The organism is Salinicoccus albus DSM 19776 (assembly GCF_000385175.1).
Taxonomy (GTDB): Bacteria; Bacillota; Bacilli; order Staphylococcales; family Salinicoccaceae; genus Salinicoccus; species Salinicoccus albus.
Map to the genome: position 1 here is coordinate 104,424 of NZ_ARQJ01000033.1, position 25,507 is coordinate 129,930.

The 25,507-nt window shown below is 45.3% G+C and carries 24 protein-coding genes and 1 pseudogene; 9 read left to right on the forward strand and 16 right to left on the reverse strand.

The window, feature by feature from the left end; genetic code table 11:
- Nucleotides 1-11: 11 nt before the first annotated feature.
- The 5 genes from gabT to G343_RS0112875 all read left to right on the forward strand — a co-directional run bounded on the left by gabT (nucleotide 12) and on the right by G343_RS0112875 (nucleotide 6,918).
- Nucleotides 12-1,349: a 4-aminobutyrate--2-oxoglutarate transaminase gene (gabT, locus tag G343_RS0112855; RefSeq protein WP_020008565.1), complete on the forward strand. Its 1,338-nt coding sequence runs from the start codon at nucleotides 12-14 to the stop codon at nucleotides 1,347-1,349.
- Nucleotides 1,342-2,736, forward strand: coding sequence for an NAD-dependent succinate-semialdehyde dehydrogenase (locus G343_RS0112860; RefSeq protein ID WP_020008566.1), 1,395 nt, complete (start codon nucleotides 1,342-1,344; stop codon nucleotides 2,734-2,736). The genes gabT and G343_RS0112860 overlap by 8 nt, the downstream gene beginning before the upstream one ends.
- 35 nt (nucleotides 2,737-2,771) lie before the next feature.
- Complete coding sequence (gene speB / locus G343_RS0112865; RefSeq protein ID WP_020008567.1) at nucleotides 2,772-3,713, forward strand: agmatinase; 942 nt, start codon at nucleotides 2,772-2,774, stop codon at nucleotides 3,711-3,713.
- A gap of 84 nt (nucleotides 3,714-3,797) precedes the next feature.
- Nucleotides 3,798-5,186 carry a sodium:solute symporter family protein gene (locus G343_RS0112870; RefSeq protein ID WP_020008568.1) on the forward strand — a complete coding sequence of 463 codons (1,389 nt, stop codon included), beginning with the start codon at nucleotides 3,798-3,800 and terminating at the stop codon, nucleotides 5,184-5,186.
- Nucleotides 5,187-5,496: 310 nt separating this feature from the next.
- On the forward strand, nucleotides 5,497-6,918 hold the full coding sequence (locus G343_RS0112875; protein ID WP_020008569.1) for a sodium:solute symporter family protein: 1,422 nt from the start codon (nucleotides 5,497-5,499) through the stop codon (nucleotides 6,916-6,918).
- A 178-nt stretch (nucleotides 6,919-7,096) separates the two neighbouring features.
- Here G343_RS0112875 and G343_RS0112880 read toward each other — a convergent pair whose 3' ends face one another.
- The 6 genes and pseudogenes from G343_RS0112880 to G343_RS0112915 all read right to left on the reverse strand — a co-directional run bounded on the left by G343_RS0112880 (nucleotide 7,097) and on the right by G343_RS0112915 (nucleotide 13,606).
- Entirely contained in the window at nucleotides 7,097-8,995 is a 1,899-nt protein-coding gene (locus G343_RS0112880; protein ID WP_020008570.1) for a glucose PTS transporter subunit IIA, read from the reverse strand.
- Nucleotides 8,988-9,908, reverse strand: coding sequence for an N-acetylmuramic acid 6-phosphate etherase (gene murQ, locus G343_RS0112885; protein ID WP_020008571.1), 921 nt, complete (start codon nucleotides 9,906-9,908; stop codon nucleotides 8,988-8,990). Before murQ ends, G343_RS0112880 begins: the two co-directional genes overlap by 8 nt.
- A gap of 340 nt (nucleotides 9,909-10,248) precedes the next feature.
- Nucleotides 10,249-11,187, reverse strand: coding sequence for a nucleoside hydrolase (locus G343_RS0112890; RefSeq protein ID WP_020008572.1), 939 nt, complete (start codon nucleotides 11,185-11,187; stop codon nucleotides 10,249-10,251).
- Nucleotides 11,188-11,225: 38 nt separating this feature from the next.
- Nucleotides 11,226-11,905 (reverse strand): annotated as a pseudogene (locus G343_RS14880) (adenosylhomocysteinase).
- Between the two features lie 20 nt (nucleotides 11,906-11,925).
- Nucleotides 11,926-12,402: a SprT-like domain-containing protein gene (locus G343_RS0112905; protein WP_245541960.1), complete on the reverse strand. Its 477-nt coding sequence runs from the start codon at nucleotides 12,400-12,402 to the stop codon at nucleotides 11,926-11,928.
- Nucleotides 12,403-12,613: 211 nt separating this feature from the next.
- Nucleotides 12,614-13,606 carry an LLM class flavin-dependent oxidoreductase gene (locus G343_RS0112915; RefSeq protein WP_020008577.1) on the reverse strand — a complete coding sequence of 331 codons (993 nt, stop codon included), beginning with the start codon at nucleotides 13,604-13,606 and terminating at the stop codon, nucleotides 12,614-12,616.
- A gap of 336 nt (nucleotides 13,607-13,942) precedes the next feature.
- Here G343_RS0112915 and G343_RS15490 point away from each other — a divergent pair, with 336 nt between their 5' ends.
- Nucleotides 13,943-14,110, forward strand: coding sequence for a hypothetical protein (locus G343_RS15490; RefSeq protein ID WP_020008578.1), 168 nt, complete (start codon nucleotides 13,943-13,945; stop codon nucleotides 14,108-14,110).
- Entirely contained in the window at nucleotides 14,107-14,808 is a 702-nt protein-coding gene (locus tag G343_RS0112925; protein ID WP_020008579.1) for a TVP38/TMEM64 family protein, read from the forward strand. The genes G343_RS15490 and G343_RS0112925 overlap by 4 nt, the downstream gene beginning before the upstream one ends.
- Before the next feature lie 219 nt (nucleotides 14,809-15,027).
- Here G343_RS0112925 and G343_RS0112930 read toward each other — a convergent pair whose 3' ends face one another.
- From G343_RS0112930 to G343_RS0112945, 4 genes are all read right to left on the reverse strand, one after another.
- The gene (locus G343_RS0112930) at nucleotides 15,028-15,963 is read right to left on the reverse strand and encodes a nucleoside hydrolase (RefSeq protein WP_020008580.1); all 936 of its coding nucleotides are present in this window, start codon (nucleotides 15,961-15,963) and stop codon (nucleotides 15,028-15,030) included.
- A gap of 109 nt (nucleotides 15,964-16,072) precedes the next feature.
- The gene (locus tag G343_RS0112935; protein WP_020008581.1) at nucleotides 16,073-16,684 is read right to left on the reverse strand and encodes an SCO family protein; all 612 of its coding nucleotides are present in this window, start codon (nucleotides 16,682-16,684) and stop codon (nucleotides 16,073-16,075) included.
- 98 nt (nucleotides 16,685-16,782) lie between these two features.
- Nucleotides 16,783-19,800 carry an AAA family ATPase gene (locus G343_RS0112940; RefSeq protein ID WP_020008582.1) on the reverse strand — a complete coding sequence of 1,006 codons (3,018 nt, stop codon included), beginning with the start codon at nucleotides 19,798-19,800 and terminating at the stop codon, nucleotides 16,783-16,785.
- On the reverse strand, nucleotides 19,787-20,905 hold the full coding sequence (locus G343_RS0112945) for an exonuclease SbcCD subunit D (RefSeq protein ID WP_020008583.1): 1,119 nt from the start codon (nucleotides 20,903-20,905) through the stop codon (nucleotides 19,787-19,789). Before G343_RS0112945 ends, G343_RS0112940 begins: the two co-directional genes overlap by 14 nt.
- A 180-nt stretch (nucleotides 20,906-21,085) precedes the next feature.
- Between G343_RS0112945 and G343_RS15595 the strand changes: the two genes are divergently transcribed.
- The gene (locus tag G343_RS15595) at nucleotides 21,086-21,223 is read left to right on the forward strand and encodes a hypothetical protein (protein WP_020008584.1); all 138 of its coding nucleotides are present in this window, start codon (nucleotides 21,086-21,088) and stop codon (nucleotides 21,221-21,223) included.
- A 177-nt stretch (nucleotides 21,224-21,400) separates the two neighbouring features.
- Here the strand turns inward: G343_RS15595 and G343_RS15055 are convergent, their stop codons facing one another.
- The 4 genes from G343_RS15055 to G343_RS0112970 form a co-directional block, all read right to left on the reverse strand.
- Nucleotides 21,401-23,026: a LysM peptidoglycan-binding domain-containing protein gene (locus tag G343_RS15055; RefSeq protein ID WP_020008585.1), complete on the reverse strand. Its 1,626-nt coding sequence runs from the start codon at nucleotides 23,024-23,026 to the stop codon at nucleotides 21,401-21,403.
- Between the two features lie 79 nt (nucleotides 23,027-23,105).
- Nucleotides 23,106-23,225: a YvrJ family protein gene (locus G343_RS15265; protein ID WP_020008586.1), complete on the reverse strand. Its 120-nt coding sequence runs from the start codon at nucleotides 23,223-23,225 to the stop codon at nucleotides 23,106-23,108.
- A gap of 3 nt (nucleotides 23,226-23,228) precedes the next feature.
- Nucleotides 23,229-23,441 (reverse strand): DUF2922 domain-containing protein, encoded by a 213-nt coding sequence (locus tag G343_RS0112965; RefSeq protein ID WP_020008587.1) that lies wholly within the window; start codon nucleotides 23,439-23,441, stop codon nucleotides 23,229-23,231.
- 17 nt (nucleotides 23,442-23,458) lie between these two features.
- Entirely contained in the window at nucleotides 23,459-23,659 is a 201-nt protein-coding gene (locus tag G343_RS0112970; protein WP_020008588.1) for a DUF1659 domain-containing protein, read from the reverse strand.
- A 97-nt stretch (nucleotides 23,660-23,756) separates the two neighbouring features.
- Here G343_RS0112970 and G343_RS0112975 point away from each other — a divergent pair, with 97 nt between their 5' ends.
- Nucleotides 23,757-24,251, forward strand: a complete 495-nt coding sequence (locus tag G343_RS0112975; RefSeq protein WP_020008589.1) for a DUF2621 family protein — start codon at nucleotides 23,757-23,759, stop codon at nucleotides 24,249-24,251.
- Here G343_RS0112975 and G343_RS0112980 read toward each other — a convergent pair.
- Nucleotides 24,243-24,728 (reverse strand): CcdC family protein, encoded by a 486-nt coding sequence (locus G343_RS0112980; protein WP_020008590.1) that lies wholly within the window; start codon nucleotides 24,726-24,728, stop codon nucleotides 24,243-24,245. The genes G343_RS0112975 and G343_RS0112980 overlap by 9 nt on opposite strands.
- A 3-nt stretch (nucleotides 24,729-24,731) precedes the next feature.
- Complete coding sequence (locus G343_RS0112985; RefSeq protein ID WP_020008591.1) at nucleotides 24,732-25,436, reverse strand: cytochrome c biogenesis CcdA family protein; 705 nt, start codon at nucleotides 25,434-25,436, stop codon at nucleotides 24,732-24,734.
- Between the last annotated feature and the right edge of the window lie 71 nt (nucleotides 25,437-25,507).

Here is a 25,507-nt window from a genome sequence, read left to right on the forward strand (position 1 = left end):
GAGGTATTCCCATGACCCAAATCAACGAATTAAAAAATGACAACACTGAAGAGCTGCAGGATAAAAGAGACAAATTCATCCCCAGAGGCGTTAGCAATGGGAACAGAAATATTGCCGCCAAAGCTGAAAGCGCCACCATAACAGATATAGACGGCACTCCATTTATCGATTTTGCCGGTGCCATCGGCACTTTGAATGTGGGACACAGCCATCCCAAAGTCACTGCTGCGGTCAAGGACCAGATAGATAAGTTTTTACATCCGGGCTTTAATGTCATGATGTATAAAGGATATATAGAGCTGGCAGAAAAGTTAAGTCAAATGACGCCCGGTCGCTTTGACAAAAAAGCGATGCTGCTGAACTCCGGGTCAGAAGCCGTGGAAAATGCGGTTAAAGCAGCAAGAAAATATACAGGTAAGCAGGCAGTCGTTTCTTTTAAACGCGCCTTCCATGGCCGGACAAATTTGACGATGGGCATGACGAGTAAGGTGAAACCTTATAAATTCGGATTTGGTCCGTTTGCACCGGAAATTTATCAGGCGCCCTACCCTTACACCAACTACCGCCCTGAGGGTGTCTCAGAAGCCGATTATATTGAGCAGACGATTGAGGATTTCAAAAATTTCTTCATAGAAACAGTCGCCCCGGAAACTGTCGCCTGCGTGGTTATGGAACCGGTTCAGGGCGAAGGCGGCTTTATCATACCGGATAAAAAATTTGTGACTGCAGTGGCCGATTTCTGTAAAGAGAATAATATTGTTTTTCTCGCCGATGAAATTCAGACCGGTTTCGGCAGAACAGGGAAACTGTTCGGGATGGAACACTTCGGCGTGGAACCGGATCTGGTTACGGTTTCCAAGTCATTGGCGGCTGGTCTGCCTCTGAGCGGTGTCGTCGGGAAAAGTGAGATTCTTGATGCCTCAGAGCCGGGCGAACTTGGCGGCACCTATGCAGGGAACCCGGTCGCCTGTGCCGCCGCCTTATCGGTGATCGATATTATTAATGATGAACAGGTGCTGGAGAAAGCGGAAATTCAAGGGCAAAAGATTGAGGATAAACTGCACCAGCTGAAAGAACATCATGACTTTACTGGTGAAATACGCCGATTAGGAGCGATGGTGGCCGTTGAAATTATGAATGGCGAAGATGAACCTCAGCCAGATAAAGGAAAGACGAGTGCCATCACCAAATATGCCAATGATAACGGTCTGCTCCTGCTGTCTGCCGGTATCAAAGGCAATGTGATCCGTTTCCTGATCCCGCTGGTGGCCACGGACAATGAGATTGAAAAAGGCTTAGAAATACTGGAAGGCGCTTTTGAAACCGCACAGGAGGCGAATCATGACTGATCATACAATACCAATTAAAAATCCGGCCAATGGAAGCATCATTAAAGAAATTGAGAAGGACACACCGGAAAAAATCAGGGATCAGATTGAACAGGGGCACAACGCTTTTAAATCATGGGCCCGCATGGATGCGCATCACAGAGCGTCACTGTTATATCAATGGTCCGAACGCATACACGAACAAAAGAATGAAATCGCTGAAGTCATGACTCTGGAAAGCGGGAAAACAATCAATGAGTCTTTAGGGGAAGTGGATTATGCCAGAAGCTATATAGACTGGTATGCTGAAGAAGCGAAACGGGTATATGGCCGGAGAATTCCAGCCAATTCAGAAGACAAACGGATCCTTGTGTCCAAAAAACCTGTCGGTCTGGTTGCGGCAATTACGCCATGGAATTTCCCCGCGGCGATGATGACTAGAAAAGCGGCACCAGCCCTGGCCGCCGGCTGTACTTTTATCATAAAACCCGCTGAAGAAACCCCGCTCACAACGATAAAATTAGTCCAGCTGGCACATGATGCAGGCATTCCTGAAGATGTCATCCAATGCGTCAATCATTCCGGCAAGCTAGTCGGTGATATTTTTACCGAAAGCAAGCAGATCAGAAAGATTACTTTTACCGGCTCTACACCGGTGGGTAAAACGCTGATTAAAAATAGTGCCGATACGATGAAACGCGTATCAATGGAATTGGGTGGTCATGCCCCGCTGATTGTTGCCAAGGATGCGGATATCGATTTTGCGGTCAATCAGACAATCGCTTCAAAATTCCGCAACGCCGGGCAGACATGTATATGTGCCAACCGCATACTCGTCCATGAAAACATTATAGAAGAATACTCCCGTAAACTGGTGGAACAAGTAAAGCAGCTGAAAGTCGGCAATGGAATGAATGAAGATACAGATGTGGGACCGCTCATTAATGAAGCAGGGTTCAATAAGGTCGCTTTCCAAATCGATAATGCGTTGGATAATGGGGCCGAATTACTTTGTGGCAACAAATACGATTCCGACTCAGATAAGAACTATTTCTATATCCACCCCACTGTACTCAAAAACGTAGATCAAAGCATGCGTATCATGCAGGAGGAAACATTTGGACCCGTCATCCCAATGGTGTCATTTAATGATTTAGATGAAGCGATAGACATTTCAAACAGCACACCGTTCGGCCTGGCCGCTTACTTCTTTACAAACGATTATCGAACTGCGACATACATTCATGATAATCTCGAATTTGGGATCATCGGCTGGAATGACGGCGCACCATCGGCCGCCCATGCACCGTTTGGCGGGATGAAAGAAAGCGGGATTGGGCGTGAAGGCGGCACAGAAGGCATAGAACCCTATTTGGAGACTAAATATTTATCAATAGGGAATTTGTAAAGGGATATCGAATACAATAAAAGGAGAACTTATTTATGTATAAACCAAAAGATTCATCCATGTCACCAAGATTTGTCGGACCCAGAACGTTTATGAGATTAGAACATGTCCATACCACTGATATTGATTTCGCAGTCCTCGGTGTACCTTTCGATACTGCAGCATCTAACCGGACAGGCCAAAGGTATGGCCCCCAGCATATTAGAGATTTTTCAGTGCTTTTACGTCCTTATAACCCAGACCAGGATATTAATATCTTCGATTACTGTTCGGGCGTAGACTATGGAGATATTGACGTAATACCAGGTAATATCCACAGGACATACGATAATATAACAGAATCTCTGTCTCCATTGCTGGAAAAAGAGATAACCCCAGTAATGATGGGCGGAGATCATTCGATATCATTGGGACACCTGCGAGCATTTGCAAAAAAATATGGGCCAATAACTCTCATACATTTCGATTCTCACGGTGATACCTGGGATAATTATTTCGGTGAAAAGTATATGCATGGTACGCCATTCAGAAGAGCAGTTGAAGAAGGGTTAGTCGATGTCGAGCATTCCATACAAATAGGTATGCGCGGGCCTTTATATGGCCCTGAAGATATCCAGGATGCCAAGGACCTTGGATATAAAGTGATCTCCATGAGAGAGGCCAGAGAATTGGGGATCAGTGAAGTAATGAAACAGATTCACAATCAAGTTGGAAACAATCCAGCTTTTGTTTCATATGATATTGATTTCCTTGATCCAGCATATGCGCCCGGCACTGGAACACCAGAGGCAGGCGGTCCAACCAGCTTTGAAGGACTGGAATATGTAAGAGGTTTACATGGTCTGGATATTAAAGGATTTGATCTGGTAGAAGTGCTTCCTGCATATGATAGCGGGCAAATCACAGCTGTGGCTGCTTCTTCTGTAATGTTTGAAATGATCAGTCTAATCGCTATGAAAAAACGCGATTCTCAATAATTCAGGCGAGTGATTTTTTAAATCACCCGCTTCAAACTCATTATTGAAATCGTATACAGTTTTTAAACAGGAGGCACAATCTAAATGGCAGCTATTGATTTCATTATCATCATTTTATATTTCATTATCCTAATGTCTATTGGCGTCATAGGCAGCATTAAAGCAAAAACATCAGAACAATACATGGTCGCGGGCAGAAATTTAGGCGTGTTCATGTTATTCGGATGTTTGACAGCTGTATTTTTAGGCGGTTCCTCTACCATCGGATCGTCCCAGCTCGGATATGAAATGGGACTGGGCGGAATATGGTTCGTTTTCTCTATGGGGTTAGGCATTACATTATTTGGTCTTCTTTTTCTCAATCGAGTCATGGGGTTCAAACTGCTGACCATAAGCGAATTATTAGGAAAATTATTTAACACTCAATCAAAACTCATTGGCGCTGTTATCGCTGCAATATATACTTTAATGATCAGTGTTACCCAAGTGATTGCGATCGGTGCCCTATTATCCGGAATATTTAATTGGAATTTGACAACTTCCATGTTAGTTGGCGGCGGTGTGGTATTCTTCTATACCATTTTGGGAGGCATGTGGACATTATCAGTGACTGATGTCATACAATTCTCAATCATGACATTGGGCATATTTATAATCATGCTGCCACAAAGTTTGAGCGCAGCTGGAGGAGTCAATGAATTAACTGCACAACTGCCATCACAATACTTCGATGTGACAGCCATAGGTTTTACAGAAATTGTGAGCTATTTACTGACTTACACGCTGGGAATGATGGTTGGACAAGACATTTGGCAAAGATATTTTACTGCTAAAGACACTAAAACGGCTAAAATGAGTGGTGTGTTAGTTGGTGTTTACAGCCTGCTGTATTCTTTAGCCATGATTGTTATCGGTATGTGTGCTTTAATAGTAATACCAAATATTCAAAATACCCAAAATGTGTTCACAGAAATGGCGTTTGAAACCATTCCAAATGGACTTCTGGGGATTGTTTTTGCTGCGGTCGCAGCCGCTATTATGTCCACAGCATCAGGCACGCTTTTAGCATCATCGACGCTTATATCTAAAGATATACTTAAAGATCACGTATTTACGAATGCGACTGATAGACAATTTCTGATTATTTCCAGAATCACAACCCTTATCATCGGTGTTATTGCAGTTCTCATTGCATTATGGATACAAGAACTTTTAGTTGCTATAGATATCGCGTATGCATTATTAGCAGGCTCAATTTTCGTTCCTATCCTGCTCGGTTTATTTTGGAAAAAAGCAACAGGCAGAGCAGCTTTCGTATCAATTATAATCAGTGGTGCAGTCGTATTAATCACATTGGCTGTTGAAGGACTCACTTCAAATAACGCAATCATATACGGCATTATATCCAATTTTGTTGTGATGGTTATTATATCTATTGCAGATTCATCAAATAAGAAAGCTGCAACAGAATAATCTGATTTGTACGATAGTATGGACCCCAGTAAAAAAAGTAAAATAAAACGAACAATTACCTTCTTTCTTTTTAAAGTGAGAGTAATTGTTCGTTTTTCATATAAGAAGACTGTCACAGACTGACTGGCCTACACTGGAGCCCTTGATCCAATAAAATATGCAAACAATTTTCATAGTATAATTACACTTTTGCATCATTAGTAAAATACAAATCTGAATCTTAATGTTAAGATTATTAAAGTTATCTATAAATAAAGAAATATGAGCTTAAGATTTACATCATTTGAATTTTACAGAGGTGGGTTATTGTATGTTTAGCGGAGATGAAAGAATCATATTATCGGTCATTGTTCTTGTTTATTTTATATTCCTGTTTGTAATGGCTTTATATATGAATCGAAAAACAAAAACGTATGAAGATTATACGCTTGCCGGCAGATCTGTTTCGCTTTTCCCTATCATTTTGACATTTATCGGGACTGGCGTTGGCGGATCTACATTGTTAGGTTACATGGAGAATGGTTACAGTTTGGGAATGGGACAGCAGTGGATACATATTACCATGTTTATATGCGTGGTTATTTTCGCATCCTTTTTACTCAAGCGGATCAGGCGTCTGGGAGAAACTCATAATATGGTCACTGTGGGTGACTATACTGCTTTGCGTTATGGCGGACAAGCCCGCATCCCGACTGTCATTAGTATATTATTTTCATATTGTGCCATGACCGGAATGCAGTTTGTTGCGATTGCCACAATATTGAATTTGACAATCGGATTAAATGTTACTTTAGGCATTTTTATCGGCTGGTTATTGTTAACGCTTAAAACTTATTTTGGCGGATTGAAGGCTGTCATTTGGCAGGATGTGATTCACGGAACCGTCCTTACATTAGGCACCATCCTTTTGCTGGTCACGGTACTGGTCGCTTCGGGGGGATGGAATACAGTTGCAGAATATGCAGGCTCTGTAGATCAGGAAAATATGCTCAGCGTGATGAATATCGCGCCGAGCGAAATATTTATATATCTCTTGACGTTAGGTGTTTTTCAATTTGTCAGACAAGATCTCTGGCAACGGACGTGGGCCGCTAAAAGTGTGAAGACCGCGGGTAATGCGTATTGGATTTCTATGACCATTGCTGTATTACTCGGTGTTGTTGCTGTTGCCATCGGTGTATTCAGCCGATATGGTTTACGGCTGGAAGATATTGATCCGGTCTTCATTTATTATGGTGCTGTTGAAGATGTATTTCCCTTCTCCTTAGTGGTGGTGATGATTATTGTATTACTGGCAGCCGTCATATCAAGCGCGGACTCCTTCCTTTTAGCAGGGTCATCTTCGATCGTAAACGATATTATCAGACCGAATTTTTCACATTATGATAATAAAAAGATGTTGGTCTGGAGTAAACTTTCCGTGTTGATCGTATCCATTGTGGCGCTTGTATTGGCGCTGTCAATTCCAGAGCTGGTCAATCTGATGGTTACCGGAACGGCGATGACGGTTTCAGGACTGTTAGCACCAATAATATTCGGCTTATTCTGGAAAAAAGTAACGAACACCGCGGGCATTGCTTCCATGTGGAGCGGTTTGATCGTAGCCACTGTCTGGCAGATTTTAGGGCACCCCTTTGGTTTACACCCTATTTTTATCGGTCTACCCTTATCCATAGCTGTTTTGCTAGTTGTCACTTGCTTCTCAAAACAAAATGAGTGGAGCAAAATTTAAAGTTGCATACTCAAACTTTCGGACATAAAATCCAGCCCTGATGGAATGAGGGCTGGATTATTACTCGGTCCAATGGCTGCTAACCTATCTTATTTTTTACTTTCAGATGGGTTGACGCATCATCCCTGTGACCCAGCTGGCAGGACTGATAAGAAAGACCGATCGTTCAATATATTTCTTATTTCACTGCCAGCAGTCTGCTGCCTGCTTCAACATGTCTTTCATTTACAGGGGTGACTGCTTCATAATTATTTGCGTTGGTAATGACAACAGGTGAAGCGATGTCATACCCTTTTTCTTTAATTGCGTCTGTATCGAATGTGCACAAGAGCTGGCCGGCTGTGACCCTGTCATCCTGGGAAACGTGCAGGTCAAATATCTCTTCTTTAATATCGACTGTATCCAGACCGATATGCATCAGGATTTCGATGCCGCTTGCGGTGGTTATTCCTACAGCATGTCCGGTTGGATAGACAGCAGACACAGTCCCTTCAACCGGTGCATACAAACTGCTTTCACTTGGATAAATGGCGACGCCTCTGCCAGCATGTCCATTGGCAAAGACTTCATCGGTCAGTTCGCTCAATGCGCGCACTTCTCCGGTCAGCGGGCTGTTAATCAATGCTTCGTCATTCGTTTTTTCAGCAGCGGCTTTATCCGGCGTTTCCCCGTAAAGCTTATAGACCATTTCTTCTTTAAAGCCAAATAAATACGTGAGTAAAAATCCGCCGATATAAGATATCACAAGCCCGATGATATATAGTAAATAATTACCGTCTGCGATAAGCGGGATCATTACAACCCCTGACGGCCCTACCGTAATCGCTCCTACGTTGAACAGGGAGAGAAATGCACCGCCGAAACCAGCACCAAGACTCGCTGTAATAAACGGTCGGCCGAGCGGCAGCGTGACCCCATAGATCAGCGGCTCGCCAATGCCGAGAAAGCCAACCGGGGTAACACTCGCGACGGTGTTTTTCAGACGCTGGCTTTTTGTTTTAAGATAAATTGCGATCATCGCACCAACCTGACCGCCGCCTGCCATTGCGAGAATTGGGAGCAGTGTCGTGGAACCAAACTGTTCGATCAATTCCAGATGGACAGGGATCAGGCCTTGGTGCATGCCAACGGTGACCAGGGGCAGGAATGTCGCTGACAGGATGAATGCGCCAAAGACACCGCCTGCTTCAAGCATGCCGTCAACCAGGAACCATGTAATGCCGTCCATCAATATGCCGGCAATCGGCTGTATAACCACGATTGTTGCCAGTGATCCTGCCATTACCGTGATCAGCGGTGTTAATATGAGATCCAGACTGTCATGGACACGATTGCGGACAAACTTTTCTAACTTTGTAAACAGATAGGCAGCTATAATCACACCTAACAATCCGCCGAGCCCTGAATTGATACTCAAATCCAGCCCGAATAAACTTAATGTGCTGATGTCAGCCAATATTGGTGCATAAATCAGTAAACCTGCAATACCACCGAGTACCATTGTACCTCCGAATTCTCTGGCCGTGTTGATGCCGACGAACACACCGAGTGAACCAAAGAGCAGACCGCCGATCGATTGCAGCAGCATATACCAGTCCGATTCAAGCACCGCTTGATCGATCATGCCAGCATTTGCCATATTCAAAATCAGATTGGCAATACCGAGCATTAAACCCGAAGCGACCAGCCCCGGCACAATTGGCACGAAAATGTTTCCGATATGCCTGAACAGCTGCTGAAAACGGGAAGTTTGTTTCGCTTTATAGGAAGCCTTCGTATCTTCAGCGATATTGAATTCATCGTCATCAGCCTCCCCTTCGACATCGACACTGATGCGTGTGCTGTCATGAATTTCATTAGCCACTTTTGTGACTTTTCCGGGTCCCAAAACAATTTGAATTGTCCCTTGATCGATGACACTCAGCACTTCGTCATATCCCTTAATTACATCCAGATGAACATCATCCCGAGATTTAAGGTTAATCCGCAGCCGGGTGATACAATTGGTGAGGCTGGCAATATTCCCCTCACCGCCAAGATTTTTGACAATAATTTGCGCCAGTTCTTTATTATTCATGGGCGTCACCTTCCTTATCCTCCAATTTAACCGCTGCCCGTACCCATCCATTCGTTTGTTCAAGACGCGCTTTCGCTTCATTATATGTGCATTGTAATTCGATCATAATAATGGCTATTTTGGGATCCTGCCCTGCCTTTTCCAGATACGCGGCTGAGGACTCGGCATCGATGTGTGTAGCCAGCGAGACAATATCCTTGACCCGTTTGCGAAGCTTTTCGTTAGAGGGCTGCACATCGACCATCAGATTTTGATAGATTTTGCCGATGCCAATCATGGCACTTGTTGAAATCATATTCAGTGCCAGTTTTTGTGCTGTGCCTGCTTTTAACCGCGTGGATCCTGTTAAAACTTCCGGACCAACCTCAATTTCAATCGGAATATCTGCATAATCACTGATCCTGGCATTTTTATTACAGCTGATTGCTGCAGTACTTGCGCCGGTCTGTCTGCTGTACTCCAACCCACCGATGCAATAGGGGGTGCGCCCGCTTGCGGCCAGAGCGATGACAGTATCTTTTTCATCTAGGTGCATGTGTTTCAGTTCCGCCCGCGCCTCCTCAGGATCATCTTCCGCCCCTTCAACCGCTTCAGTGAGTGCCGCTTCGCCTCCAGCGATCAGCCCCATAACCTGTTCCGGGTGAGTCCCGAATGTTGGCGGACACTCTGCCGCATCCAAAATTCCGAGCCTGCCGCTTGAACCGGCGCCGATATAAATCAATCTGCCGCCTTTTTCAAATGAATGGATAGCAGCCTGAGCCGCTTTTTCAATTGAAATGATTTCGTCATTCACCGCTTCAGGCACGGTTTTATCTTCTTCATTCATCATCTGTAGAATCTCCCGGGTGCTCATTGCATCCAATTTCATCGTTTTTTGATTCTGTGCTTCTGTTATGGAATTTGTTTCAGCCACGTTTTGTTTCCTCCTTCTGGTTTTGCTCGAGCGGATCTTCAGGTGGTAGGATCCTGATCTATTGTATGCAAAGCAATCACCGCCGCTTTTGAGATAGCGCTTTCATAAATACATTAAATCGAATGACATAAAAATTCAATATAAATAATATTTTTGGTATATAATTTCAGATTTTGGAATTTTGGTGCTGTGGAGACACCGCAGGAAAGGGGGGGTTCAAGATAAAAAATATCATAGAAGGTTTTCTGATGACCGACTTTTAAATAGTGCGGACGAAAATGTTATGTATGGTCAGTAATTACTATTAAAAAAAGGGGAAGCCCTCCCCTTTCAACAAAAATTACTTCGCCATTTTTAAAGTTTCTATGAAATCATGGATAAATCTTTCAGCATCTACATTCACGCAAATATTAACATTCGGCTCGCAATCCCATAGATTTCTAAAATCGCAGATGGTCTGCCCATAACTCAGCTTACTGTCTGTTTCTACATCCACATAGTACTTTTTGGTTTCGATATAAGTCGGATCAAGTGAATATCCGATCGTTAACGGGTCATGTAGTGCACATCCATCGGTCCCATATCTCATTTCACTGAAGTTCCTGAAAACTTTTGTACTGTCTAATGTAAAATTATAATACTTTGTTCCTTTGAGCTGCTCAATATGTTCGAGCTTCATATATGTTTGTAACGTGACATCCAAACTGACCAGTGTGATTTCCAGTCCGGAATGGAGGACGATCGCAGCGGACTCCGCATCGGCAAAAATATTAAATTCAGAGTTTGGCAATTTATTACCTTTGCCCATCTCAGACACTACTCCGCCCATAATGATGACATCGTTCACCCAATCCTTAATTCTCGGCTCTTTTCGCAGGGCCAGTGCCAGATTGGTAAGCGGGCCGACCATAATCAAGGTGAGATCGCCTTTGTATTTCTCTGCCTGCTCCACAATGAAATCCGGAGCGAATGGGGTTTCGTGATCACTATCCTCTATTTCCATACCATCAAGTGCATTTCCGATGCCATCGGTCCCATGAATATTATACTCATATTCGGCTTCACGAATCAATGGCCCCTCAGCACCTGCATACACTCCAATATCTTCCCGACCAATCAATGTGAGTACCTTTTTAGTATTACGGGTTGTCATACGCAGCGGCACATTACCGCTGACAGTGGTAATTCCTAACACATCCATCTTTTTACTTTCCAGGCCATAAATGATGGCAAGTGCATCATCCACTCCGGTATCAACATCGAGTATTACTTTTTTCATCCTTAATCCCATCCTTTAAAATTTTTAGAAGGCGGATTTTATAATGGACTTAGCCACCCTTGATAAAAAACACCATTTTTTCCGGCGACAATCAAATTAGTGCTCCGGATGATCCCGTCCCAGACCGACTGGCCCGTGCCATATCTATTGTCAAACAGGTATTTACAATACGCATCATTGACGGCAACTACTGGAAATTTAAGTGCGCCTGAAACCTCAAGTGCACGGTTGCGCAGAACACCTGTCGTTGTCTCCTCGCAGATACCCCGCAGGTTTTCTGTAAGATCCGGCCGTTCAGAATGAAGTAAAGCCACACAGCCGCCCCGTCATCAATCATTAAATCAGGTTTAACACTCAGCGTTTTAATATGATGTACTTTGAATTCATCGGCATCTGCATTATTTTTGGCAAACACCGTCAACCCGTCCTCAACCAGTGCTGCCGCTACATCATCCTGTGTCGAAAGCGGACTGCTGCCTGTGATCGTGACCTGTGCCCCACCGGATTAAATGACTTTGGCAAGATAAGCCGTTTTTGCTTCCAAGTGCAAACAAATGACGACATTCAACCCTTTAAAAGGCTGCTCAGCTTCGAATCGTTTGTGGATTGAATTCAGCACCGGCATATGTGATTTCGCCCAGTCGATTTTCTTGCGGCCGTCCTCAGCAAGCGTCATGTCTTTCACAATACTTTCTGCCATATCTTCACTCCCCTTCATTTAATCCGGATGAATGCTTACTATTCCTGCATCACTACGCCTTTATAACTGAACTGCCCGCGGCAGTTTCTGCATATATACCGCTTCTCATAGCCTTTGACCTGCCGGGTGAATTGATATCTGCATTTTCTGCACTCATACAGATGACTCTGCCCTTTGTACTTATAGGTTTGTGTTTTGGAAATCCCCAGACGTTTCAATGTATCGGTAAATGTCCGGTCTGAATCCCTGTAGGGCTGGCCTGTGGCATACAGTGCATAATGGACACACTCATGATACAGAACATCAAGGATGGTCGGCGCAGCATTATGTATGACGAAGTTATGGGACATAACGATTTCTTCAACTATCACTTTGCTGTTTTTATATTTAATTTGAAATGCCCCGAGTTTCGCTGTCATCCGCTTGGAAATGCGCACAGGGACTGCGAGGGACAGATTAAAATTTTTCTGAAGAAACTCGTTCGCGTAATTTTCCAGCATCTGCGAATCCATCATTGTTCTTCTGCCATTTCATCAAAGAAGAATTTTTCCATATTAAAAAATGGACTGCCCAAATAAATTTTCATCAATTTCACCTCGTCTCGGTAATATATCAGATTTGTTTGCTGAATATAATGTTTAAAGAAAATAATACTTGATGTTAAAAATGACATCCGTTCTAAAAACGGACGTCATTTTTAACTTATTTTCTTACACCGCTGCAGGGTTAGAACAATTCTTTCGCCAGCAGTCTGTACACATCCAGACGTTTCTCCTGGGAATGCGGGATGCTGCAGATCATTGCTTCGTCGAAGCCGTATTTCTCCTGTTCATTCTGCAGCTGCTCTGCGATCTCTTTGGCTGAACCGACCAGATGCATATGTCTTTCCTGCTGGATCTTTATCCTGTCCATCTCAGTCAGCGGATAATCTTTTGCTTCTTCGGGGCTCATCGTCTGGGATATCTGTCCCTGCTGCATCTTGAGCCTTGTGATATCAAAAGGCAGCGCTTCATATTCCGCTTCCTCACGTGTTTCTGCGGTGGTCACCATGTAGGAAACATTGACTTGTGGTTCTTCCATGAATGCGGACGGTTCAAACCGCTCTTTGTACAGATCCAGAATCCCTTTGCTCAAGTCACCGTTGAAAAACTGGGCAAATGAGTAACCGACACCCATCTGGGCGGTGGCGATTGCGCTGTTGCCGCTGGAGCCGAGCATCCATGCTTGGGGCAGTGTGACGCCTGCCGGAAACGCGGGGATTGAACCATAGAGTCTGCCTTCAGGCACTTCATCATTGACCAGCTGGAGTGCGATCTCAAACTTCCCATACATATCATCCATCACCGGTCTTTTGCCCTGCGACAGTGCGTATATTGCATTATGGTCGCCGCCGGGCGCGCGTCCGACACCAAAATCTATCCTGCCGGGTGAAAACGCGCTTAGTGTTTTAAACAGTTCGGCCATTTTATAGGGTGAATAATGCATCATCATTACACCGCCGGTACCGATACGGATATTTTCCGTTTTGGCCGCGAGTCTTGCTGCGATGACTTCCGGCGCAGCACTCACATGGGATTTTGTCCCATGGTGTTCGGCCATCCACATGCGGTGATATCCCAGTTCATCGGCCAGCACCGCCAGTTCCTCCGCTTTATGCAATGCGTCCACTGATGTATTGCCAATGGTTACCGGGGCCTGATCCAGTACACTTAATCTCATTTATAAACATCCTTCTCTTTGTGTCAATTTATCATATATCATTGTCTTGCTGAGCCCTTTTTAATTGATATTGTCCAAAGTTAACAATAATTCTATCAGTCCTTCACAGAGGGCTCAATTTTTCTGCTTAATATAAACAGCACAGAAGTTCTGTACTGTTCCTGAGTTTGGTTGATAGCCGGAAAATCGGTAAACTTAAAGTTTGATCGTGCGATTGAAATTCAGTGTGTTCTGATGTAGAGTGGCCACTATAAAAGCCCTTTCTGATGGTTATTTGGTTGTACTTTTAAGCTTGTCAGAGTCGGGTTCTTTTTCACTGTTCTTAGGAGGCTATGTATGAAACAAAGTTTAGGAGAAAGTAAAATAAAGTTCACAAGTATTGTCAGAAAAGTTGATGATTCATGTGATGTTTCTGAGAAAAATATAAGACTGGATGACAGGCATATCTTATTGAATAAACACGGGGTGTGGACCAGAGTCAAGGCACAAGAGAGTAATCTATGAGCTCCGGCGAAGAGAGGACTAACTTGTTTTCCTGGCGCTCGATAGGGTCTCTGATTATTCTGCTTGTGCTGGGCACATCGTTGTTATGGGTAAGTTTCAATCTGGATCTGCCGGCACCGGCGGAAATGCGAGAGATTATTCTTAGTTATGGCTGGGCTGGCTGGTTGGTGTTTTTTGGGATTACCGCAGCGATCGCTATCACCCCTATCCCCATAGTGGTGCCTGCCTTAGTGGCCGGCTCCCTCTACGGCCTGATCGGAGGGACACTGCTCTCCTTCTTAGGAGTGATGCTTGGCTCTTGGATCGGCTATTGGTTGGCCCGTGCTCTGGGTCAACGCTTCATCTTTCACCTCCTGGGACAACACAGTTCGATTGTACAGAATTACCTCACTAATGCTGGGTTTTGGGCTATGTGTACTGTGAGGCTGATGCCCGGTCTGCCATACTGGCCAGTAAATTATGGTGCTGGAGCCTTAGGGGTAGGGCAATATGCATTCATATCCGCCACTTTCCTGTCCTCCATCCCTGGCCAGGTCTCTCTGGTGGCTTTAGGTGCCTTTGCAGTGAACCCGTCAGTATTCCATGTTGCGGTGTTGATTATTTCATGGGTTGCAGTGTTGACTTTGACCTGGGTCTCCTATCGCTACTGGCGTGGCACAAACCCTGACACACAAGATGCAGAGGCAACAGAGAAATAGATGAAGAGATTATGAGTTTTGGGATATTCATAATCCAATTACTGACAGCATCTGGTTTTGAAAATGACTCGGCAGAAGAAAGATGAAGTAAATACTTCGATTTTCAGGTCATGCTTCAGCTGGTCGACTCTGTTAATGCATTGAGTCATTTCTTTCCAATCATTGTGTGTTGTCGTAACTAACATTGTACTACAGAGAATGATATGAAAAGCATTTTCATTATCTGCTGTAGGATGACAGTATCTCCCCGAATAACTGCCAGAACGCTTCCTGGTCCACGGAATCTGCGAACTTTACGTGCGGAATTCTGCCGGTGACATTGTACAGGTCGACGGCGGTCATTCCATACGTGTATTCACCTTTTGTTTCTATCTCCACATTGACATGCTTGAAATTGAAAAGTTCGGGTTGTATCAGATACATCGTGGTGCAGGCATCATGGATCGGCCCGCCGTCGAAGCCGAATAATTCTTCATTGGTTTTTCCGAAAAATTCCAGTAATTCAACGACGAAATGTGAAATCTTATTATCAATGGCGCTGAACCTTTCCCGCAGCCCTTTTGTTGCAATCACTTGATGCGTCACATCGAGGCCGAACATCGTGATCGGCAGATTGCTGTCAAAGACGACTTTGGCCGCTTCGGCGTCAACATATATATTGAATTCGGCCGCCGGGGTCCAGTTACCGAACGTGCCGCCGCCCATCAATACGATCTCATCGATCTTTCCTTTAACTTCCGGTGCTTTGATGAGTGCCATGGCGATATTTGTCAGGGGACCGGTCGGTACGAGCGTGACTTTGCCGTCCGCTTGTTTTAATGTATCCACGATAAAATCCACCGCATGTTTCTCTTCCGCAGTGATTTTCGGTTCGGGCAGTTTGGGACCGTCCATGCCGGTTTCTCCATGTATCTCCGGGGCAATTTCAGCCGCCTTCACCATTGGTCTTTTCGCCCCTTGAAAAATAGGTGCATCGATATCGAGCAGTGTACTGATCTTTAACGCGTTGCACGTTGTTTTCTCTACTTCCACATTGCCGGCTGTTGTGGTGATCCCCAAAATATCCAGATCCGACTTTTGGGAAGCCGCAATGATGATGGACACCGCATCATCATGCCCGGGATCACAATCCAATATCACTTTTCTTCGCGCCATTTTATGTCCTCCATCCAGATTCAATTATCAACTGTGTTACTGACTGATATTATCATTTATTTTATACAAGAACAAAAATAGAACCCGGGACGGATACCCGGGTTCTATTTTACTGCGGCCCTTCTTCGGCCACCGTTTCAACATCCGAGACGATGTCTTCAAGCGGGAACTCTGAATCGCCTGTGGCGATACCGGAATAATCTTTGATGACTTTCCCGTTCTGGTCGATCAGATAGAAACTGGTGCCGTGCGTCACCTGGTTGCTGCCTTCAGGCGGCGGCGCAACGATCGTTCTGAAATTATCTTCGGCAAAACCTCTGATGAACTCATAGTCATAGCCGTTGAGCAGTTTCCATTCGGTATCTTCAGGCACGCCGTATTGAGACAAATACTCTGACATGACTTCGGGTGTATCCGTTTGGGGATCCACTGTAAAACTCAGCACCCCGTAATCTTCAACGCCTTTATCTTCAAGTGCATTCACTGCCTGTGTCATGTTAGCGGTCATCGGCGGACAGACAGTGGCACAATTCGTAAACATAAAATTCAACAGCCAGACTTTGCCTTCCATTTCCTCCCGCGCAAATGTATCCCCATTTTCATCGGTGACTTCAAAATCATTGACTTCATTGCCATATTGGGACATTACTTCCACATCGGAGGAACCGCAAGCTGCCAATAGCAACGATAATCCGATTACAGATAATAAAACTTTTCTCATCCTATAACCCCCGATATAATAATCTACAATTTACTATATCAGAGAAATATCTGATTTTGAGCAGTGATTTATCGATTTTTGTGAAAATAATGTGGCACTTATCCCTCAAACTGTGCTGTACTCCGCTCATTGACCGCTTTTACTGTAAGAATGTTATCCAGTCTTTCTTTCAATTCATCGACATGTGAAATGATGCCGACCATTTTGCCGCCGGTCTGCAGATCGATCAATGCACTGATGGCGGTGTCCAGCGTTTCCGGATCCAGCGTGCCAAACCCTTCATCAATCAGCATCGTATCCAGGCTGATACCGCCGGACTCCTGCTGCAATGCTTCATTCAGTGCAAGCGCAAGCGTAAGGGAGGCCTGGAACGATTCTCCCCCGGACAATGAGGATATATGTCTGGGCTTGTTATTATAGAAATCAAAAACCTCGATATCCAGACCGGTTTTCCGGTTGCTTTTCGCTGTACTTCTCCGCAGTTCATATCTGTGGCTGGTCATCTCAAGCAGGCGTACATTGGCGATTGACAGGATCTTATCCAGATAATACGTCAATACGAAGCGTTCCAATGAGATTTTCTGGTCATTTTTGCCGGTCACCACATCGACCAGTTCGATCAGTTCAGTGAACTTGCCAAGTTCACTGTCATATTCCGCTGTAAGGCCTTCAATCTTTTCCTTCGTGCGCCTGTTGCTGTCAATATGGGCGGCGAGCGTTGCCCGTTGGCTGGTATAACTCTCAATATCCGCGTCCAGCTGGCTGAGCTGCGTCTTCTCTTCATCGACGGCCACCGGTGCTGTTGATTCAATAGACGCTGAGAGATCCTTAATGCGTTCCTTCAGCACTTCAGTGTGTGTATGATACGCGTTGACCGTTCTTTCTGACTCATCGATATCCGTTGCCTTCAGCACATCCAGAAGGTGCGCCCGGTCCGTCAGTTCATGAGTTTTTATGAAGCGGTCGATCACCGGGGTCAGCCGGCTGAGCTGGTTCTCTGTATTACTGAGTGAATCTCTGGCCGATTCCAGATTCGCTTCGAGCCGTGATTTCTTTTCATCATGCGCTTTTTGTTCCTGCCCTTTCTGTGCCCTCTGTTTCTCATATTGATCCACGCTACACTGTCTGTTTTTGAATGTCTCCATGAAAGTGTCGAAATCATCAAAGCCTGTCTCCGCCTCGAAATCCTCGATCAGTGCCCTGGTCCGGCCGATGCTGTTTTCCAAATTGTTCTGGTCGAGCTTGTTCTGGTTCAGCCTCGATTCGGCTTCCCGCTGCCGCGCTTCAAGCCTTGTCTTTTCCTCATAAGCCTGATGAAACGCCTCGATCTGACGGTCCGCGTTGTGAAGCTTGTTCTGGCGGTCAGCCGCATCTGAGTGCAGAGACTTCAGGTCCTGTCTTTCTGCATTATTCAGGATCCGGGCGATGACTGAAATATTTCTCTCCGTCTCCGCCTGTTTATCTGTCAGCCGCTCTTTTTCACTCTGCAGCCGTTTCAGTTCAGCCTCCTCAGCCTCAGACAGATACTCATGTGTCCCGGGCAGGACTGTGACCGGCTGCTGGCAGACCGGACAATGACTGCCGGGGGTAAGATGGGCCGCCAGATGTTCAATATGCGCCCGGTCTTCATTCTTGTATTTACCGCCCAGTTCATTCTTCATGTTTTCAATCTGCGTATTTATGTGATTGATCTGTGCCGTGATGGATCCCGATGTTTCCGTCAGTTTCTCTTTTTCCCGCGCTTCTTCTGTGTGTTTTTCTTCTGTCTCAATTTTTTGAGTGATGCGCTCCAGTTCAGATGCCAGCCGGTATTTCTCCGCCTTCATCTCATCCGCGCGCTGTTGAGACCAGTCATTCTGCTCCAGCATTTTTTTTATCTCAGCGTGCGCTTTTTCATCTGTGTTGATTTCCTGCGCGCGCTTTTTCAGTTCGGCGCGGTCTTTCTTTAATTCATCGTACATATTTTGAAAACGGGGATCTTTGACAAACCGTTCGGTGGCATTGAGCCATTTCCGGTGTTGTTCATGAGTGTCATACGAGTCATGTAATGCATCCAGCGCCTCCTTGAGCGCCTCACCGGCTTTGTCGTTCTCAGCCAGCGCTTTTTCCAAGTCCCGGATATGTGACACCTGGAGATCTTTCTGTTCCACGGCCGTCTGTTCCGTCCGAAGCTCGTACTCCATCGTTTTGATCAATTTATATTCTTTGATCTGTGATGCCAGACGGTCGATTTTATCCTGCTGATCCTGGTGCTGCGCCAGTGCTTTTTGCGCATCGTTCAATTTCTCAACCTGCTGGTTATGCCGCTCTTTCGCCTGGATGGAGGCGTCCAGCGTCTGTCTTTCATTTTTAAGTACTGACACTTTTGCTTCCAGTTTTTCCTTGGCGTCCGTCAGAACTTCCTGAATCTGATCGATGGCATCGAGCCGTTTCTGAAAAGTCGGATACTCGTTATCCAGCAATGGCCTGAGCGACTCGTCACCGCTGGTTGTAATCGTACTGAACAATTCTCCAATCTTATTTTCGACGATTTCAATTTCCTGCTGACGATCTTTTTTCAATTCATTCAGTTTTATCTCAAAATTGACGAACCGCTGTGTCCGGAATAAAGTCCGCAAAATTTCCTGCTTGCTCTCACTCGTCGAAGTCAGCAGCTTCTTGAATTCACCCTGCGGCAATATCAGAATCTGTCTGAACTGATCAGAGGTAAGCTGGATGATTTCCTCAACTTTTTCCTTCACCCCATTGATGCTGCTGTCCAGTAAAACGCCGTCAGCATCGTATAATACGGCTTTCGGCGGCACCTGGGATTTTCTGCCTTCTTTATAATAGGGGAGCACCCGTTCAACGGTATACTGGCTGCCCCTGATTTCAAATGTCAGTTTGACACTGCTGATGTCCGTATCAGCCGCAAACTGGCTTCTCACGGAAGATTCCTGCCTGCCGTTTGTAGAGAGTGTGCCGTACAGTGCATAGGTCAGGGCATCAAAAATCATCGTTTTACCCGAGCCCGTCTTCCCGCTGATGAGAAACAGGCTGTGTTTAACAGAATCGAATGAAATCTGTTCAGCTTCAAATGGGCCAAAATAATTCATTTCCAGTCTAATCGGTTTCATCTGTATCACCTGTAAAGTATTGATGGAATATCTCTTTCTGATAATCAGTCATTTCCCCGCCGTACACCTGGCTGATGAATGACTGGAAAATCTCCCGGTCATCAGCAGCCTTGATATCGATGGCAGACTCAGACTTTTCCCGTTCGCTAAACACGGGTCTGAGTTCCAGCGTGTTCGGATAGAGCAGCTTTAACCTTGCCATCGGATCTGAAATGGACTGCATGTCTGTCAATTCAAACTTGAAGTATGCCGTACTGTCTTCGAAACCGACCCGCTCGTTGATGACATCATCAAAACTGCCGTGATACTGCACCAGGTCGTGCCTCTGTTTTAAAGGGATGAACCGGCATGCTGCGCCGGCATCGGTTTGAATGACCCGGAACCCTTTGGGCTGGCTGACTTCGGAAAAGGAATATTTAAGCAATGAGCCGCTGTAGAAAATCGACTCACGGGTGATCGCGAACGGATGGTGCAGATGCCCGAGCAGCACAAGATCGAACCGTTCAAAGAGTGATGCACTGACCTCTTCAGACAGTCCGATGGACAGCGGGCGCTCCGATTCGCTCGCTTTGCCCTCGGCCATGAACATGTGCCCGATAAACACGTTATATGCCTCCGGATCCATGACATCGTATATCTCGGCTGTGACCCTTTCATATACATTGTGGTGGGTCACAATCGTGTCATCTTCAAAATAAACTTTCGCTTCCAGCACATCCAGGTACGGCACCATATAAAAATGCGTATTGCCGATCACCACCGGCTCCAGTATGTTTTCAATCTGTGTCCGCATATGATACCGGCTCTTCTCGAACCAGTAACTGCCATATTCCAGCCGGGGCTTGCTGTCATGATTGCCGCTGATGGCCAGCACCGGTACACCAAGCTCTATATTAATCTTGTACAGATAGTCGTTCACCAGTTTAAGGGCCGCCTGCGGCGGATTGCTGCGGTCAAAAATATCCCCTGCAATGACACAGACATCAATCTGTGTCTCACGTATATAATCAACAATCTGGTCCAGCACGTGCTTCTGGTCTTCGATCAGGTCCATGCCATTCAGCCGTCTGCCAATATGCCAGTCCCCTGTATGTAAAATTTTCAATATCAACACCTCGCATTCTTCATTATACTAGAAAATCCTCACCCGGTTAAATTTGAGTGACGGTCGAAATAATCAGGATGCATTTTTTAAGAAGTAAATGACTGGATGTATATTAATTGGTAGAATGAAACTAAGGATATTTTTAAACGAAGCAGCCGTCATTGAAAGGATGATTGAACAGTGAAACGGTTATTATATAAAATTTTGAAGTATTCAAACGATGCTAAAGCGGTAAAGAATAACAGAATCGGCCAGCGGGCCGGGCGCAGGATATTCGGAAAGATCTCAGGTAAAATCGCCCGCTCCATTTTCAAATAACGCTCCCTTTATATGTATTTGTTTGTTATTGAAATGCGCGATGTTTAAAAAAGGCGCGGGGGCGGTGGTGAATAATATATACCCGTGGGCAATGTCTGGTCCACGGGTGTTTGTATAACAAGGTGTATAAAGTCCTGCCAATTGAAGTACATGTTTGTTTAACGCTATAAATTTTTATTACTTAACACGCAGTTTCTGACCGATAAATATCTTATCCGCAGATGACAAGTGATTCCATTTGACGATCTGGGATTGGGAAGATCCATAGTTGGATGAAAGCGCACTGACAGTATCTCCGGGTCTGACAGTGTGGTACTGCTTTTTAGGTGCGGGGGCTGTGCTTTTGTTGACATAAAGTTTCTGTCCGGCATAAATCACATCCGCGTTTGAGATACCGTTAAGGTTTTTCAACGCTTTGATGGTTGTACCATACCGCCCGGCAATGTGACTCAGCGTATCTCCTGCCTGAACAGTATAGGCTGCGGCTGTGCCGGCTGATACTTTAATCGTTACACCTGCCTGGATGTGATCCGGGTTGCTGATGCCGTTCAAATTCTGTAATTGCCGGGTCGTTGTGTCAAATTTCTGCGCAATGTGACTCAGCGTGTCCCCGGTTCGTATGGTATAGCTTGATGTCCTGTCAGCGGCTGTACTGTTACCTGTGTTGGGCGGCACTGCTGGTTTTTTCCTCCCCGGTTTCCCGTCCGTAAAATACGCCAGTGTCTGATCGCTGATGATTCGATTAAGATCCAGATTCCCCTTGTAACCGGGCAGTCTCCCCTGTTCGGTATACTGGTGTATATCTGCCGGAAAGCTGGGTTCGCTGTCTGGATCGGCGCTGCCGGAACCATAGTGCGGAATCCACACGGCATCGGCTTCAGTGGTGTTTAGATTCAATTGTTTATACAGATGATGGGCAATGTATAACCCCACCTTTTTAGCGCCGTGCTTACGCATTTCATTCAGATAAATGGAAACGCCTTTTCTCATGTTCGGATGGGTCACTGCTTCCACATCGAGCCACCAGAATGTCGGTGCTAAATCTTTGGTACGGTCCCAGAACATTTTTGCTTCATTCACCATGTGCGTATCGTTCTGCCCCCGTACAAAGGCATACGCAGCAGTGGGCACATCATGCGCTCTGAACTCCTTATGATGTATCTTGTATGCCCTGTCTTCCATATCAGCATCCATCGTACGAATAATCACGTGGTCTGCATGCTTGGAAAGTGTCTTGTAATCTATTTTAGACGGATCCTGATGATGTGACACGTCGATAATCATTGCTTTCTCCTTTCGGGCCGGCGGAGGCGGTTTTTTGTAGACATCGATATGCTTCACATCAATGCCGCTGCAGACAAATGTCCGCTCATCTGCAATATACCCGAGCGGCTGGAATTGAATATGCAAATGCGATGCCATTGAGACACCATTATAATTCGTATTTCCTTGATAGCCAATCGTTTGCCCCTGCTGAACCGTCTGACCGGCTTTTACCGGGATATTCGCCTTTAGATGGCCGTAAATGGCTTGCAGGCCGAGCTGCGGATAAGCAATCACCACCTGTGCCCCAAAGTTGGCATGGATGGAAGTGCCAAGCGTGATCAGGCCGTCAGCGATCGAGGGGACGGCGGCCCCATCATGCTTTCCAAAGTCGTAGGCTCTATGATAGCCATGACAGTACGCATCGTAGTTATTCTTCTTTACAGTATAATTTCTAAGTCCCCATACGCCGCTTTCATAAGTATTCGGGTCCGATGTCACTCTAAAGCCTTTCTTTTTCAAAAATTCAATTGGATTCATTGATGCCCTCCTCGTATTTATACAGTTGCCGCGTGCATCAAGAAAACCGTCCCCGGCGTTTATTCCAGGGACGGTCATTTCAGTTCAGCTGATTGATGGAAATTATCAGATCATCCAGCTTCCGTTCCATCCTGTACAGAAGGAAGAAAGTGATGACTGCCGGAAATCCAACTTCGCTGACGAGCGGAACCCACTCCATCTGTTAGATGATTTCCGTAACGTGCTGTTCTACAATTTTCGCGGAATGTACAGAGACCGGCTTCCCCTGCATTGGTGCAAGCGCATTCGTGTCAATCATTTTTTGTGCTTCAGCAAGCAACAGCTCTTCCGTCACTTCATCCGCCGGATTGTTGATGTTGAGTGTAAAACGCCGCCCCAGTTCGGTATTGAAAACTACAGTCAATTTTCGTGTCATTGATTAAAACCCTCCTTTTAGTTGATTACATATACTTCTTCTTTCTCGACAATCGCATAGACATCTTTGCTAAGTACCTGATAAATTTCAGCGAGTGCGTTGATCGCGTCGTCTGAAGACGTCGTATCCAGATTCCTCAGGGATCTGAAACGCAATTTGTCATTGCCGTCTTCCGCTGTCTCCACGTAATAAAACTTTGCGGTTAAACTCTTTGGCATATCTCTCACCTCCCTTCACCCCATATATCGAAGGAAAATGAGAGATGGACAATGCTGTTGAATTTACCTATAATATAATTAACTGAGAGGTGACCGTATGTACGATATTTTTATGTGGCTGATTGTACTCTGGGGATTCATCATGCTGGGACTGCTGGCTGTCGGCGGCTTTTTCATGTTCAGGAAATTCCTGAAGAAAATGCCAAAGGAAGACGGGTTCAGCGAACTGGATTGGCAGGATTTCTATATAGAGCACGCCCTGCCATTATGGAACCAAAGATCCAAAGACTTGCTGAATGAATTGGTGAGCCCGGTGCCTGAACTGTTCAGGGATGTGGCTAAAGAAAGAATTGCCGGCAGGATTTCTAAAATCGCCCTGGACACCGGCGCACAGGAGATTACCCTGGATCATATGATGAAAGGGTATATCATCGCCACACCGAAACGCGACCATAAATTCATGAAGAAAAAACTGAGTGAGCTCGAGATTGATTACCGTCCGTATGAAGATCTGTTCGAATATGCTGATGATGAAAAACAGAAATTTTCCATCTTTGAACAGACAGAAAAAATAAGCAGCAGATCAGAATGAACTGATCTGCTGCTTTTTAAATGCTCTCAGATTGAAGTACATGGACAACCTCCAGATCCCAATCATGACAAAGGCGAGAAGGAAGAACATGCCGCCGATTTCTCCCGGAGATATACTGATGGATAAGATGGTCTTTAAGATGATTCTCAGTATCAGAAGGGTCACTAATATGGCTGGAAAAAGCTTGGATTGCTTCACGTACAGCGCATCATTCTTCACTTCATATTTTGTGGTGACCACAAGGAGAATTGAGAACAAGGCACCCATCACAATCGATTCACCAATTTCAAAAGGTGTCAGCCTGAAGTACGGGAAAGCGTACATGAGTGCACCGGTGGACATCATCACTGGCGGAATCAATATTTTCTTCATCGTCAATGGACGCTTGGCCGCCTTTTGTCTGACAACAATGGCGGCCATACCCATGAAAACAGCCATAACAGACGCGGCGGTAAATAGTAAATTTTCAACAGTCATCGTTTAGAACCCCTGGAAGTCCCCGAAGAGCGGCTGCAGCCAGGTGATGATCTGGGTCAGTCCATCAAAATAAAGAAGTATCCCCATCAGAATCATGATGACACCGCCGCCTTTCATCACCATGTTGGAATATTTGAGCATCCAGCGCGTTCTGGAAACAAAGAAGCTAAGGACGAAGAATGGTACCGCAAAACCAAGACAATACACAATCATGAGCATTAGTGCATTGTTCGGCTCGGTCGCGCTCATTGCGAAAATAGCGCCAATGATAGGGCCATTACACGGCGTCCAGCCGGCCCCGAAAGCCATGCCTATGAATATCGATCCCAGAAAACCCGAAGGTCTGTTTTTAAACTGGATTTTCCTGTCCTTCATCAGGAATTGAAAGTTCAATACACCGGTGATGATCAGTCCGAACACCATAATCAGGATTGATCCCAATTGTCTGATCAGATCCGAATGCTCTATTAAAAATCCGCCCAGAAAAGAAGTTCCAAAACCTAGAGCAATATACACCAGGCTGAACCCGATGAGGAAAAAAAGCGTATGTAATATCGCCCGTATATTGAATTTCTGTTTTTCCACCTCGTGGTAACTCATCCCGGTGATGTAAGAGATGAACGCCGGGAACACCGGAAGCACACATGGTGAGATAAAACTTAAAACACCGGCTCCAAATGCAAGGAGAAACGTAACTTCGCTGCCCATGTAAAATACCCCCATTCATAAATATTCTATCAGATATACCGGGGGTATTTGTATATTTTATGTGACTGATT

Coding starts and splice junctions, on each gene's coding strand:
- gabT (WP_020008565.1), top strand. CDS start 12: ATGACCCAAATCAACGAATTAAAAAATGACAACACTGAAGAGCTGCAG.
- G343_RS0112860 (WP_020008566.1), top strand. CDS start 1,342: ATGACTGATCATACAATACCAATTAAAAATCCGGCCAATGGAAGCATC.
- speB (WP_020008567.1), top strand. CDS start 2,772: ATGTATAAACCAAAAGATTCATCCATGTCACCAAGATTTGTCGGACCC.
- G343_RS0112870 (WP_020008568.1), top strand. CDS start 3,798: ATGGCAGCTATTGATTTCATTATCATCATTTTATATTTCATTATCCTA.
- G343_RS0112875 (WP_020008569.1), top strand. CDS start 5,497: ATGTTTAGCGGAGATGAAAGAATCATATTATCGGTCATTGTTCTTGTT.
- G343_RS0112880 (WP_020008570.1), bottom strand. CDS start 8,995: ATGAATAATAAAGAACTGGCGCAAATTATTGTCAAAAATCTTGGCGGT.
- G343_RS0112890 (WP_020008572.1), bottom strand. CDS start 11,187: ATGAAAAAAGTAATACTCGATGTTGATACCGGAGTGGATGATGCACTT.
- G343_RS0112905 (WP_245541960.1), bottom strand. CDS start 12,402: ATGATGGATTCGCAGATGCTGGAAAATTACGCGAACGAGTTTCTTCAG.
- G343_RS0112915 (WP_020008577.1), bottom strand. CDS start 13,606: ATGAGATTAAGTGTACTGGATCAGGCCCCGGTAACCATTGGCAATACA.
- G343_RS15490 (WP_020008578.1), top strand. CDS start 13,943: ATGAAACAAAGTTTAGGAGAAAGTAAAATAAAGTTCACAAGTATTGTC.
- G343_RS0112925 (WP_020008579.1), top strand. CDS start 14,107: ATGAGCTCCGGCGAAGAGAGGACTAACTTGTTTTCCTGGCGCTCGATA.
- G343_RS0112930 (WP_020008580.1), bottom strand. CDS start 15,963: ATGGCGCGAAGAAAAGTGATATTGGATTGTGATCCCGGGCATGATGAT.
- G343_RS0112935 (WP_020008581.1), bottom strand. CDS start 16,684: ATGAGAAAAGTTTTATTATCTGTAATCGGATTATCGTTGCTATTGGCA.
- G343_RS0112940 (WP_020008582.1), bottom strand. CDS start 19,800: ATGAAACCGATTAGACTGGAAATGAATTATTTTGGCCCATTTGAAGCT.
- G343_RS15055 (WP_020008585.1), bottom strand. CDS start 23,026: ATGAATCCAATTGAATTTTTGAAAAAGAAAGGCTTTAGAGTGACATCG.
- G343_RS15265 (WP_020008586.1), bottom strand. CDS start 23,225: ATGGAGTGGGTTCCGCTCGTCAGCGAAGTTGGATTTCCGGCAGTCATC.
- G343_RS0112965 (WP_020008587.1), bottom strand. CDS start 23,441: ATGACACGAAAATTGACTGTAGTTTTCAATACCGAACTGGGGCGGCGT.
- G343_RS0112970 (WP_020008588.1), bottom strand. CDS start 23,659: ATGCCAAAGAGTTTAACCGCAAAGTTTTATTACGTGGAGACAGCGGAA.
- G343_RS0112975 (WP_020008589.1), top strand. CDS start 23,757: ATGTACGATATTTTTATGTGGCTGATTGTACTCTGGGGATTCATCATG.
- G343_RS0112980 (WP_020008590.1), bottom strand. CDS start 24,728: ATGACTGTTGAAAATTTACTATTTACCGCCGCGTCTGTTATGGCTGTT.
- G343_RS0112985 (WP_020008591.1), bottom strand. CDS start 25,436: ATGGGCAGCGAAGTTACGTTTCTCCTTGCATTTGGAGCCGGTGTTTTA.